This window comes from Amycolatopsis thermalba (assembly GCF_023376025.1).
Classification (GTDB): Bacteria; Actinomycetota; Actinomycetes; order Mycobacteriales; family Pseudonocardiaceae; genus Amycolatopsis_E; species Amycolatopsis_E thermalba.
Genome location: NZ_CP091196.1, coordinates 6,156,500 through 6,168,486, shown reverse-complemented (window position 1 = coordinate 6,168,486; position 11,987 = coordinate 6,156,500). Strand labels below are relative to the sequence as shown.

At 72.0% G+C, this 11,987-nt stretch carries 11 protein-coding genes and 1 riboswitch; of the genes, 9 read left to right on the top strand and 2 right to left on the bottom strand.

The genetic code is table 11. The features are described 5' to 3' along the window. Positions 1-111: 111 nt before the first annotated feature. The 5 genes from L1857_RS29865 to L1857_RS29845 all read left to right on the top strand — a co-directional run bounded on the left by L1857_RS29865 (position 112) and on the right by L1857_RS29845 (position 6,653). Positions 112-654: a (2Fe-2S)-binding protein gene (locus tag L1857_RS29865; RefSeq protein ID WP_094004076.1), complete on the top strand. Its 543-nt coding sequence runs from the start codon at positions 112-114 to the stop codon at positions 652-654. Between the two features lies 1 nt (position 655). Further along, complete coding sequence (locus L1857_RS29860; protein ID WP_116110682.1) at positions 656-3,094, top strand: xanthine dehydrogenase family protein molybdopterin-binding subunit; 2,439 nt, start codon at positions 656-658, stop codon at positions 3,092-3,094. Further along, complete coding sequence (locus tag L1857_RS29855; protein WP_094004078.1) at positions 3,091-3,948, top strand: FAD binding domain-containing protein; 858 nt, start codon at positions 3,091-3,093, stop codon at positions 3,946-3,948. The genes L1857_RS29860 and L1857_RS29855 overlap by 4 nt, the downstream gene beginning before the upstream one ends. Before the next feature lie 412 nt (positions 3,949-4,360). After that, positions 4,361-5,041 (top strand): SRPBCC family protein, encoded by a 681-nt coding sequence (locus L1857_RS29850; protein ID WP_116110683.1) that lies wholly within the window; start codon positions 4,361-4,363, stop codon positions 5,039-5,041. A gap of 544 nt (positions 5,042-5,585) precedes the next feature. Next, entirely contained in the window at positions 5,586-6,653 is a 1,068-nt protein-coding gene (locus L1857_RS29845; protein ID WP_116114030.1) for an FAD-dependent oxidoreductase, read from the top strand. Positions 6,654-6,991: 338 nt separating this feature from the next. Here L1857_RS29845 and L1857_RS29840 read toward each other — a convergent pair whose 3' ends face one another. Both L1857_RS29840 and L1857_RS29835 read right to left on the bottom strand, forming a co-directional pair. Then, positions 6,992-7,804 carry an amidohydrolase family protein gene (locus L1857_RS29840; RefSeq protein ID WP_116114033.1) on the bottom strand — a complete coding sequence of 271 codons (813 nt, stop codon included), beginning with the start codon at positions 7,802-7,804 and terminating at the stop codon, positions 6,992-6,994. After that, on the bottom strand, positions 7,797-8,396 hold the full coding sequence (locus tag L1857_RS29835; RefSeq protein ID WP_249466961.1) for a TetR/AcrR family transcriptional regulator: 600 nt from the start codon (positions 8,394-8,396) through the stop codon (positions 7,797-7,799). Before L1857_RS29835 ends, L1857_RS29840 begins: the two co-directional genes overlap by 8 nt. Positions 8,397-8,421: 25 nt before the next feature. On the opposite strand from L1857_RS29835, the gene L1857_RS29830 reads away from it, so the two are divergent. Genes L1857_RS29830 through L1857_RS29815 form a run of 4 tightly spaced genes read left to right on the top strand, consistent with a single transcriptional unit; the run spans position 8,422 to position 11,738 of the window. Next, entirely contained in the window at positions 8,422-8,889 is a 468-nt protein-coding gene (locus L1857_RS29830; RefSeq protein WP_094004083.1) for a hypothetical protein, read from the top strand. Positions 8,890-8,933: 44 nt separating this feature from the next. Continuing rightward, positions 8,934-10,265: a glutamine synthetase family protein gene (locus L1857_RS29825; RefSeq protein ID WP_429728434.1), complete on the top strand. Its 1,332-nt coding sequence runs from the start codon at positions 8,934-8,936 to the stop codon at positions 10,263-10,265. Beyond that, positions 10,246-10,941: a gamma-glutamyl-gamma-aminobutyrate hydrolase family protein gene (locus L1857_RS29820; RefSeq protein ID WP_116114041.1), complete on the top strand. Its 696-nt coding sequence runs from the start codon at positions 10,246-10,248 to the stop codon at positions 10,939-10,941. Before L1857_RS29825 ends, L1857_RS29820 begins: the two co-directional genes overlap by 20 nt. A gap of 32 nt (positions 10,942-10,973) precedes the next feature. After that, positions 10,974-11,738 (top strand): 3-oxoacyl-ACP reductase, encoded by a 765-nt coding sequence (locus L1857_RS29815; RefSeq protein ID WP_094004086.1) that lies wholly within the window; start codon positions 10,974-10,976, stop codon positions 11,736-11,738. A 33-nt stretch (positions 11,739-11,771) separates the two neighbouring features. Beyond that, positions 11,772-11,864, top strand: a riboswitch (glycine riboswitch). Positions 11,865-11,987 lie beyond the last annotated feature (123 nt).

Here is an 11,987-nt window from a genome sequence, read left to right as displayed (position 1 = left end):
AGGTGCGGGAGAAGGGGTGAAGTGTCACCCAACCAGGACTTGTCCGATCGGCACGGACGTAGCACGCTCGCGTGTGAAGCCGATCACCCAGCTCCCACCACTGGAGGCCTCATGCGCATCACCGTCAACGTGGACGGAACCAGCTACACCGACGAGGTCGAACCCCGCACGTTGCTCGTTCACTACCTGAGGGAGACGCTCGGGAAAGTCGGCACCGTCGTCGGCTGCGACACCAGCAACTGCGGTGCCTGCACGGTGCACCTCAACGGGCACAGCGTGAAGTCCTGCTCGGTCCTCGCCGTGCAGGCCGACGGTGCCGAGGTGACCACCATCGAGGGCCTGGCCCGCGACGGCAAGCTCCACCCCGTGCAGGAAGCGTTCCACGACAACCACGCCCTGCAGTGCGGGTTCTGCACGCCGGGCATGATCATGCAGTCGATCGACCTGCTCGCCGACAACCCCAACCCCGACGAGCACGCCGTGCGCGAGGGGCTGGAAGGAAACCTGTGCCGCTGCACGGGTTACCAGAACATCGTCCGGGCCGTGCGCGACGCCGCGCAGCGGATGAGCCCGGGCGCGGGCCCGGAGGCCGAGCGCGTGTCCGGTGACGACGTCAGCCGCGCGCCCAGCGCGTTCGCGGGCGGGGGCGAGTGACATGACGTCGACGATCGAGCCCGAGGTCGGCAAGGCGCGCGCCCGCAAGGAGGACGCGCGGCTCATCACCGGCCGCACCCGCTGGACGGACAACATCACGCTGCCCGGGATGCTGCACGTGGCGATCCTGCGCAGCCCGTTCGCCCACGCCCGGATCAATTCCATCGACACGGCCGCGGCGCGGGACATGCCGGGTGTGGTGGCCGTCTACACGGCCCGCGACCTCGATCCGGACAGCGCCATCGGCATGCCGTGCGCGTGGCCGATCACCCCGGACATGAAGCAGCCGCGACGGCCCGTGCTGGCCGCCGACCAGGTCAACTTCGCCGGCGAGGGCGTCGCGGTGGTCGTGGCCCGCAGCAAGGCCGAGGCCGCCGACGCGCTCGAGGCCATCGACGTGGACTACGAGGAACTGCCCGTGGTCCTCGGCCTGGAGAACGCGCTCGCCGACGGTGCGCCGCTGGTCCACGAGGAGCTGGGCACCAACAAGCAGGCGACGTGGGTCTTCGACTCGGCCGAGGCCGGCACCGGCGGCAACGTCGAGGAGGCGCTGGCCGGCGGTGAGGTCGTGCTCAAACGCCGCTTCCGGCAGCAGCGGCTGGTCCCGGCGTTCATGGAGCCGCGCTCGGTGGTGGTCGACCCGACCGGAGCCCAGATCACCATGTGGTCGGCCACCCAGGTGCCGCACATCCTCAAGACGATGACGGCGCTGACGCTCGGCATCCCCGAGCACAAGCTGCGGGTCATCGCGCCGGACGTCGGCGGCGGGTTCGGCGGCAAGATCGCCGTGCTGCCCGAGGAGACCATGGCGGTCCTCATCGCGCAGAAGCTCGGCAAGCCGGTCAAGTGGACCGAGACCCGCTCGGAAACCATGCAGACCGCGCACCACGGGCGCGACCAGATCCAGGACATCACCATCAGCGCGAACCGCGACGGCACGGTCACCGGCCTCAAGGTCGAGCTGCTGGCCGACATGGGCGCCTACAACGGCCTGGTCGGGCCGGGTGTGCCGATCCTGGGCGCGTTCATGTTCAACGCGATCTACAAGATCCCGGCCTACCACTTCGCCTGCACGAACGTGTTCACCAACACCACGCTCACCGACGCCTACCGCGGCGCCGGACGGCCGGAGGCCACGTTCGCGATCGAGCGGATGATGGACGAGCTGGCCGCCGAGCTGGGCATGGACCCGCTGGAGCTCCGCGAGAAGAACTGGATCAAGCACGAGGAGTTCCCGTTCACCACGGTGTGCGGGCTGACCTACGACTCGGGCAACTACGAGGCCGCCACCGAGCGCGCCAAGGAGCTGTTCGACTACGAGGGCCTGCGCCGCGAGCAGCGGGAACGCCGCGAGCGCCAGGATCCGGTGCAGCTGGGCATCGGCATCTCGACGTTCACCGAGATGTGCGGCCTGGCGCCGTCGCGGGTGCTCGGGTCGCTCGACTACGCCGCCGGCGGCTGGGAGCACGCCGCCATCCGGATGCTGCCCACGGGCAAGGTCGAGGTCGTCACCGGCGCGTCCGCGCACGGTCAGGGGCACGAGACGGCGTGGAGCCAGATCGTGGCCGACCGGCTCGGCGTGGCGTTCGAGGACATCGAGGTCATCCACGGTGACACGCAGTCCTCGCACAAGGGCATGGACACCTACGGGTCGCGGTCGCTGGCCGTCGGTGGCATCGCGGTGGTCAAGGCCGCCGAGAAGGTCGTCGACAAGGCCCGCGCGATCGCCGCGCACCTGCTGGAGTGCTCGCCGGACGACCTGGAGTTCGAGGGCGGCAAGTTCACCGTCCGCGGCACGGACACGTCGACGACGATCCAGGACGTGGCGTTCGCGACGTTCGCCGCGCACAACCTGCCCGACGGCATGGAGCCCACGCTGGACTCCGAGGCCGTGTTCGACCCGGAGAACTTCTCGTTCCCGCACGGCACGCACCTGTGCGCCGCCGAGGTGGACACCGAGACCGGGCGGGTGCGGCTGCGCTCGTACGTGTGCGTGGACGACGTGGGCAAGGTGGTCAACCCGCTGATCGTGGAGGGGCAGGTGCACGGCGGTCTCGCCCAGGGCATCGCGCAGGCCCTCTACGAGGAGGCGGTGTTCGACGAGAGCGGCACGCTCACCACCGGCACGTTCGCCGACTACCTGCTGCCCTCGGCGGCCGACCTGCCCTCGTTCGTCACCGACCGCACGGAGACGGCGGCGACGTCGAACCCGCTGGGCGTCAAGGGCGTCGGCGAGGCCGGCACGATCGCCTCCACCCCGGCGGTGGTCAACGCGGTGGTGGACGCCGTGCGGCACTTCGGGGTGAACGACATCGAGATGCCGTGCTCGCCCATGCGGGTGTGGTCGGCGATCCACCGCGGCCGCACCGACGCCGGTGGCGTCGGCGCGGAGGCCGGCGGCGGACTGGGTTCCATCGACGCTTCGGGAGGTGCGCAGTGATCCCCGCTGCCTTCGACTACGTCGCCCCGTCCACTGTGGACGAGGCGGTGCAGGCACTGGCCGCGGCCGGTGAGGACGCCAAGGTCCTGGCTGGCGGGCAGAGCCTGCTGCCGGTGCTGCGGATGCGGCTGGCCGCACCGACGACGCTCATCGACCTCGGCAAGATCACCGAGCTGCGGGGCGTCCGCGACGACGGCGACGCGATCGTCATCGGCGCCATGACCACGCACTACGACGTGCAGCGCGACCAGCTGGTCGCCGAGCACGCCGCGCTGCTGGCCAGGGCGACCGACACGGTGGCCGACCCGCAGGTGCGGCACCGGGGCACGTTCGGCGGTTCGATCGCCCACGCGGACCCGGCGGGCGACCTGCTGGCGCCCGCGCTGGCGATGGACGCGGAGATGGTGATCGCGAGCAGCAGCGGCAGGCGGACCGTGCCGGCGGCGGAGTTCTTCCAGGACTTCTTCACCACGGTCCTGGACCCGGGCGAGATCCTGGTCGAGGTCCGCGTGCCGAAGCACACCGGCTGGAAGGCGCACTACGAGAAGTTCAACCGGGTCGCCCAGGCGTGGTCGATGGTCGCGGTGGCGGCCACGGTCCGCACGGACGGCGACACGATCGCCGAGGCCCGGGTGGCGCTGACGAACATGGCGTCGGTGCCGGTGCGCGCCACCGCGGTGGAGCAGGCCCTGATCGGCCAGGCAGCGTCGGACGAGACGATCCGCGCGGCGGCCGCCCACGCCGCCGAGGGCACGAGCCCCACAGCGGACGGCAACGCGGACGTCGAGTACCGCCAGGAGCTGGCAAAGGTCCTGACGGGCCGAGCGGTCTCGGCAGCGCTGGCCGCGGTCTGAGCCGCGTGGGTGGCCACCCCCGCAGCTCGGGGTGGCCACCCACGCACGACCGCACCAGGCGGACGCCCCCAGCCGCGGCGAGTAGTCACCCACCGCCCACCCGCACAGCTGGACGCACGCACGACCACCATGCGCACCGCCACTCACGCGCCCACCCACTCACCGGGCCCGCAGCCCCCACCGCGCACACCCGCCCAACATGCGCACGGCCTCACGCGCTCATTCCCACTCACCGGGCGCGCAGCCGCCGCCGCGCCCACAGCCCTCACCGCGCACACCCACCCACCATGCGCACAGCCCCCACCGCGCCCATAGCCACCGATCCGGGTCCCTTGAAGCCACCGACATGCCGGTTCCGGCACTAAGGTGGCTCCGAGGGACTTGCAGCTTTCTGGAGAAGGGAGGTCGGCCCGTGCGGCTCGACCATGAATTCACCGTTCCGGCCCCGCCAGCAGAGGTGTGGAAGGCGGTCACCGACCCGGAACGCGTTGCCCCCTGCATGCCGGGCGCGACCCTGACCAAGGTCGAGGGTGAGACGTTCACCGGCACGGTCAAGGTGAAGCTGGGGCCGATCTCCCTGCTGTACAAGGGCTCCGGCGAGTTCCTGGAGACCGACGAGCAGGCCCGCAAGATCGTGATCAAGGCCTCCGGCAAGGACTCCCGCGGCGCCGGCACCGCGGCGGCGACCGTGACGGTGACGCTGGCCGAGGACAACGGCGGCACCAAGGGCACCGTGGCCACGGACCTGAACGTCACCGGCCGCCCGGCGCAGTTCGGCCGCGGCATGATCTCCGAGGTCGGCGGCAAGATCCTGGACCAGTTCGCCGCCAACCTGGCCGACCGCCTCGGCACGCCGGAGGCCCCCGCGACCCCGGCGGCGGAGGAGAAGCCGGCCGAGTCCGGGGTGACCACCGAGCCGGCCCCGGACAAGCCCAAGCTCGAAACGGTCAAGCCCCAGCCACAAGAAGCCGAGGCGATCGACCTCTTCGAGTACGCGGGCAGCTCCGTCACCAAACGCCTGGCCCCAGTGCTCGCCGGGGTCGCCGCGGTGCTCGGCATCGTGGCGATCGTGCGGCTGATCCGCCGCCGCTGACCCGCCGCCCGCGCCGAGCGGGCCCACACCCGCTCGGCGCGCCCCGCGGGTACACCAGGGGCGGTCCACGCCCCAGGCAGCCCAAGACGCGGCCGCACGCACACCTGAACGCTCGGCGCGCCTGCCCGCCCTGCATGACTGCCCACCCCCCGGCCTGGCGCGCCCCCGCGTTCCGCGCTTGCCGCGCGTTCCGCGCGTCCCGCTTCGCGCTTCGCATGCCTCGCGCCCCCGCACCGCGCGCCTCCGCACCCCGCGCGCCTCCGCACCCCGCGCGCCTCCGCACCGCGCGCCTCCCGCCTCGCCGTCCGCGCGAGCCCCGCGCTCTGCGCGAGCCCCGCGCCCTTGGCGCCGCGCCCTCCCGCGCCCCGGCGCCGCGCAAACCCCGTGCGCCTCGCGCCACTGCGCCACCGCGCGTCCGTCTCGCTCCGCGCTCCGTGCCTCCCGTCTCGCGAGGGCTGTGCGTTTCGCGTCTCTGCGTCGTGTGCCGGACGTGCTGCGTGCCACGCTCGGGAAGTGGCGTGCCGTCCGGGCGGTTGTACCCGGTGTGCGCAGCGAAACCGACGTCGTGGTGATCGGGGCGGGGCAGGCTGGGCTGTCGGCCGCCTACTTCCTCCGGCGGGCCGGTCTGGAGTTCGTCGTCCTCGACCAGAACGCGGGGCCGGGCGGCGCGTGGCGGCACCGGTGGCCGTCGCTGCGGTTGGACAAGGTCCACAAGTTCCACGACCTCCCCGGCATGGCCTTCGCCGAGCAGGACGAGCACCGGATGGCCTCGGAGGTCGTCGCCGAATACTTCGACCGCTACGAGCGCGCGTTCGACCTGCCGGTCCGGCGCCCGGTCGAGGTGGCAGCCGTGCGGGACGAGGGTGAGCGGCTCCTCGTCGAGAGCGCCGGCGACAGCTGGGCCGCCCGCGCCGTGATCAACGCGACCGGCACCTGGACCCGCCCGTTCTGGCCGCACTACCCCGGCCAGGAGACGTTCACCGGACGCCAGCTGCACACCGCCGACTACCGCAGCGCAGAGGAGTTCCGCGGCCGGCACGTCCTGGTCGTCGGCGGCGGGACGTCGGCCGTGCAGCTGCTGATCGAGATCGCGGACCTCGCGAGCGGCACCACGTGGGTCACCCGCCGCCCGCCGGTGTTCAAGGACGTCGAATTCGGCCCCGAACTGGGCCGCGAAGCCGTGGCGAAGGTCGAGCGCCGGGTCCGGGCGGGCCTGCCGCCGGCGAGCGTGGTCAGCGTGACCGGCCTGATGCGGACGCCCCAGGTGCGCGACGCCGAGGCCCGCGGAATCCTCGACCGCAAGCCGATGTTCGACCACATCACCCCGACGGGCGTGGTGTGGCCGGACGGCAGTGAACAGCGCGTGGACGTGATCCTCTGGGCGACCGGTTTCCGCGCCGCCCTGGACCACCTGGCTCCGCTGCACCTGCGTGAACCCGGCGGCGGCATCCGCATGGAGGGCACCCGCGTAGCCGCTGAGCCGCGCCTGCACCTGGTCGGATACGGCCCTTCCGCGAGCACGATCGGCGCGAACCGCGCGGGCCGCGCAGCCGTCCGCGAGATTCGCCGGCTGCTCTCCACCCAGCGCGAGGCGCTGCCCACCGCAAGCTGACCTCGGACACCGCACGGGCCATCTCGGCAGCACGAGCCCAGTGGGGGGAGGGGAGTGGGTAGTGCGGGTGCTGGCCGAGTTCGGTCTGGCGGGGCTCACTGCACGTGCGGGTTCGTTAGCGCAGGGCTGGGCGGGCCAGTGGCGCCGCTACGGAGTGGGGGCAGTGGGGTGCCGGTTGTGTCTGGCGGGGCTCAGTGCACGTGGGGCTGTGCGGTAGCGCGAGAGCACGGTGAGTTGGCGGGTCGGTGGTGGCGGGAGTGGGTAGTAGGGGGCTGGCCGGGTCAGTGCGCGGTGCGGGCAGCCCGCACCGGCCGTAACCCGGCCCTCGCACCCGCGTACTAATTCGGCAGCGCGAACACCCGCCGGGCGTTGCCGCTCAGGAACAGGTCCTCCGGGGTCGCTCCCAGCTCCAGGTCGGGCAGTCGCTTGAGGGCCTGGGCCGGGGTCAGCATCGGGTAGTTGCTGCCGAACAGCACCCGCGTCCGGCCGCGTCCCCGCATGAACTCCACCAGCTCCGCGGGCAGCCGGTGCACCGCGTAGGCCGAGGTGTCCACGTAGAAGTTCGGGTACTTCGTCGCCAGGGACAGGACCTCCGCCAGCCACGGGTAGCCCACGTGCCCGCCCACCACGACCAGCTCCGGGAAGTCCAGCAGCACCTCGTCCAGGTACGGGATCGGCCGCCCCGGCTCCGACGGGCACAGCGGCCCGGTGTGCCCGATCTGCGTGCAGAACGGCACGTCCTCCTCCACACACGCCACGTACACCGGGTAGTAGCGCCGGTCGTTCGGCGGCAGGTTCCACAGCCACGGCACCACCCGCACCCCGACGAACCCGTTCCGCACGCACCGCCGGACCTCCCGCACCGCCCGCACCGGATCCGTGAGATCCACCGACGCCAGCCCGGCGAACCGGTCCGGGTGCGCCGACACCACGTCGGCCACCTCGTCGTTCGTGATCAGCGCCCCGCCCGGCCCGTGCCACGCCGACAGCAGCCCGACCCGCACCCCGGCCTCGTCCATCGCGTCGAGCGTCGCCGACAGCCGCGGCACCCGGCGCGACATGTCCGTCCACCGCAGCAGCGTCTCCAGCCACGGCTGGTCCATGAAACGCTGGTTCGGCTGCTGCATCCACACGTCGATCACGTCAGCCATCGTTCTTCCCTTCGCCGGTCAACAACGTGCGAGCGGCCCGGGCCACCAGCCCCGCGGCGGAAACCGGCGGCGGCCGCCCCTGCGCCAGATACCGCCGCACGGCCGCGTACGGCAGATCGATCAGCACCAGCAACAGCTCGTCGGTGCCCAGCCCGGTCGCCGCACGCACCGGCCGCAGCGCGGTCCGCAGGATGCCGTCGAGGTCGGCGTCCGTCCGGTCGGCCGCCGCCCGGTCCTCCGCCGACCACGTGTCGAACCCCAGCGCCCGCTTGCCCGCGTACAGCACCTGCGCCGCCGCGGGGTTCGAGCGGCACCAGCGCACCACCGAAGCCGTCGCCTCGACCACGTCCGCCACCGACGGCTCGTCGCCCAGGACCGCGCGGTAGTCGCTCTGGAACCGCCGCACCGTCCGCAGCCACAACGCGGCCAGCAACGCCGGACGGCCGGAGAACCGGTGGTACACCGACCCGCTCGGCGCCCCCACCGCACGCGCCAGGGCCGACATGGTCACCGCCTCGGTCCCGCCGGCGGCGAACAGCTGGAGGGCAGCGTCCAGCAGATCGTCGACGGGAAAACGAGGTGGCCTGCCCACGCTTCTAGAGACTACTCTCCAATACATGGTGGTCAACCTGCATGCGCGACGGATCCGGGCCGACCAGGCGGTGATCGGGGAGCTGCTCGACTCGCTCGGCGGCGCGCACGACCGCCTGTGGCCGCGGTACTGGCCCCCGATGCGGCTCGACCTCACCCCGGGCGCGGTCGGCGGCCACGGCCCGGTCCGCTACCGCGTCGAAGACCACGTACCCGGCCGCCTGCTCCGGTGCCGGTTCCTGCGTCCGCGTGGTTTCGACGGCTACCACGAGTTCAGCGTCCGGCCCGGCCCGGACGGCACGAGCGAGTTGCGGCACGTCATCGTGGTCCGGCTACGGCGCTCGGCGATGCTCACGTACCCGCTCTTCTGGCGTCCGGCGCACGACGCCGCGCTCGAGGACCTCCTCGACCGCGCCGAGCGGGAGGCCACCGGCACGGTCGCCCGTCCCGCCCGCTGGAGCCCGTACGTGCGGCTCCTCCGCGCGCTCGCTTGACAGCGCACCGCCCGCCCCCAAAGGTTTGACCCATGAACAAGGGCATGCTCACCCTCGGCCGGCTCCGGGAACTGGCCGAGGAGGGCACCGTGGACACCGTCCTCGTCGCGATGACCGACATGCAGGGCCGTCTCCAGGGCAAACGCTGCTCGACCGAGTACTTCCTCAACGAGGTCGTCACCCACGCCACCGAAGCCTGCAACTACCTGCTCGCCGTCGACGTGGACATGAACACCGTCGACGGCTACGCGATCTCCTCCTGGGAAAGCGGTTACGGCGACTTCGTGCTGCGCCCCGACCTGTCCACGCTGCGCCGCGTGCCCTGGCACGAGGGGACCGCGCTCGTCCTGTGCGACGTCGAACGCGTCGAGGGCGGCGAGGTCACCGCCTCCCCGCGGCAGGTCCTGCGCGGCCAGCTCGACCGGCTGGCGCAGCGGAACCTCGCCGCCTACGTCGGCACCGAGCTGGAGTTCATCGTCTTCGACGACACCTACGAGCAGGCCTGGCGCCGCGGCTACCGCGACCTCGAGCCCGCCAACCAGTACAATGTGGACTACTCGATGCTCGGCACCGCGCGGCTGGAACCGTTGCTGCGCCGCATCCGCAACGACATGGCCGGCGCCGGCATGTACGTCGAGTCCGCCAAGGGCGAGTGCAACCCTGGCCAGCACGAGATCGCGTTCCGCTTCGACGAGGCCCTGCGCACCTGCGACAACCACAGCATCTACAAGACCGGCGCGAAGGAGATCGCCGCCCAGACCGGCCGCAGCCTCACCTTCATGGCGAAGTACAACGAGCGCGAGGGCAACTCCTGCCACATCCACCTCAGCCTGCGCGGCACGGACGGCACGCCGGTGTTCGCCGAAGACCCGACGCTGATGCGGCACTTCATCGCCGGGCAGCTGGCCTGCCTGCGCGAGCTGACCTACTTCCTCGCGCCGAACATCAACTCCTACAAGCGTTTCGTGCCCGGCAGTTTCGCGCCGACCGCCGTCGCGTGGGGCACCGACAACCGCACCTGCGCGCTGCGCGTCGTCGGGCACGGGCCGTCGCTGCGGGTGGAGAACCGGGTGCCGGGCGGCGACGTCAACCCCTACCTCGCCGTCGCCGCGCTCATCGCCGCCGGCCTGCACGGCATCGAGAACGAGCTGCCGCTGGAGGACGAGTTCGCCGGCAACGCCTACCACTCGGACAAGCCGAGGGTCCCGGCCACGCTGCGCGAGGCGGCGGAGCTGCTGTCCGACAGCAAGGTGGCCCGCGCGGCGTTCGGCGAGGACGTCGTCGAGCACTACCTCAACGCGGCCCGGGTCGAGCTCGCCGCCTTCGACGCCGCCGTCACCGACTGGGAGCGCCAGCGTGGCTTCGAACGCCTCTGAGCCCATCATCGGCCTCACCACCTACACCGAGAAGGCGAGCTGGGGCGTCTGGCACACCGAGGCAGCCCTGCTCCCGCGTTCCTATGTGGACTCGGTCAAGCAGGCGGGCGGAATTCCCGTCCTGCTCCCGGCAGGGGACAGCGACGTCCTGTCCGCCGTGGACGCGCTGGTCCTCTCCGGCGGCGCCGACGTCGACCCCGCGCGCTACGGGCAGCAGCCGCAGGACAAGACGGTGACCCGCCCCGAGCGGGACGCCTTCGAGTTCGCCCTCGCGCGCGCCGCCCTCGACCGCGGCCTGCCGGTGCTCGGCGTGTGCCGCGGCATGCAGGTCCTCAACGTCGCGCTGGGCGGCAGCCTGATCCAGCACCTGCCGGACCGCGTCGGCCACACCGAGCACCAGCCGTCCCCGGGCGTCTACGGCCCGACGCACGTCACGCTCGCCGCGGGCAGCCGCGTCGCCGCGATCCTCGGCGCGCAGACCAAGTGCCAGTGCTACCACCACCAGGCCGTCGACCGGCTCGGCGACGGCCTGCGGGCCGTCGGCTGGGCCGCGGACGGCACGGTCGAGGCCGTGGAGGTGCCGGGCGCGGGCTTCGTGGTCGGCGTGCAGTGGCACCCGGAACAGGACACGCAGGAAGTCCGGTTGTTCGCGGCCCTGGTCGCCGCGTGCCGGTGACCGGTCCACCCGAGGAGTACGGAGGAACAGGGATGCAGCGGTTCGACGGCCGGGTCGTCGTGATCACCGGCGGCGGCAGCGGGATCGGCCTGGCCACCGCCCGCCGCCTGGCGAGCGAGGGCGCGAAGGTGGTGATCGCCGACATCGACGCCGAGGCCGGCAAGGCCGCCGCGGACGAGGTCGGCGGCGAGTTCGTCGCCACCGACGTCACCAGCGAGGAGCAGGTCGAGGCCCTGTTCCAGGCCGCGGTGGACCGCTTCGGCTCGCTCGACGTCGCGTTCAACAACGCCGGTATCTCCCCGCCGGAGGACGACTCGATCCTCACCACCGGCCTGGATGCCTGGCAGAAGGTCCAGCAGGTCAACCTGACCTCGGTGTACCTGTGCTGCAAGTACGCCATCCCGCACATGCGGCGGCAGGGGAAGGGCTCGATCGTCAACACCGCCTCCTTCGTGGCGGTGATGGGCGCGGCGACCTCGCAGATCTCCTACACCGCGTCCAAGGGCGGGGTCCTGGCGATGACCCGCGAGCTGGGCGTGCAGTTCGCCCGCGAGGGCATCCGCGTCAACGCCCTGTGCCCCGGTCCGGTGAACACGCCGCTGCTGCGTGAGCTGTTCGCCAAGGACCCGGAGCGGGCCGCGCGGCGCCTGGTGCACGTGCCGCTGGGCCGCTTCGCCGAGCCGGAGGAGATCGCCGCCGCCGTGGCCTTCCTGGCCAGCGACGATGCGTCGTTCATCACGGCGTCGCAGTTCCTGGTGGACGGCGGTATCTCGGGCGCGTACGTTACCCCGCTGTAGACTGAAGCCGGACAACTGAACAGCAGGCCGTCACGAGCCGGAGCGGGAGAGTCCCCAGGTCAGCTGGGGCGCCGAAGGAGCAACTTCCCCGCCAATCTCTCAGGTACCAGTTACCGCTCCGCGCCAGGCCACTCTGGAAAGCAGGCGCGCGCATCGCGTCTCACCCAAGGTGAAAGCCGCGAGCGCGGTGAAACTCTCAGGTGCCGATGACAGAGGGGGAGTTCCCGCACCCGTAGATGAGGAGCTCCC

Excerpts from the sequence above, each read along its gene's own strand:
- L1857_RS29840 (WP_116114033.1), bottom strand. The coding sequence starts at position 7,804 with ATGGCTGACGTGATCGACGTGTGGATGCAGCAGCCGAACCAGCGTTTC.
- L1857_RS29860 (WP_116110682.1), top strand. The coding sequence starts at position 656 with ATGACGTCGACGATCGAGCCCGAGGTCGGCAAGGCGCGCGCCCGCAAG.
- L1857_RS29815 (WP_094004086.1), top strand. The coding sequence starts at position 10,974 with ATGCAGCGGTTCGACGGCCGGGTCGTCGTGATCACCGGCGGCGGCAGC.
- L1857_RS29825 (WP_429728434.1), top strand. The coding sequence starts at position 8,934 with ATGCTCACCCTCGGCCGGCTCCGGGAACTGGCCGAGGAGGGCACCGTG.
- L1857_RS29830 (WP_094004083.1), top strand. The coding sequence starts at position 8,422 with ATGGTGGTCAACCTGCATGCGCGACGGATCCGGGCCGACCAGGCGGTG.
- L1857_RS29865 (WP_094004076.1), top strand. The coding sequence starts at position 112 with ATGCGCATCACCGTCAACGTGGACGGAACCAGCTACACCGACGAGGTC.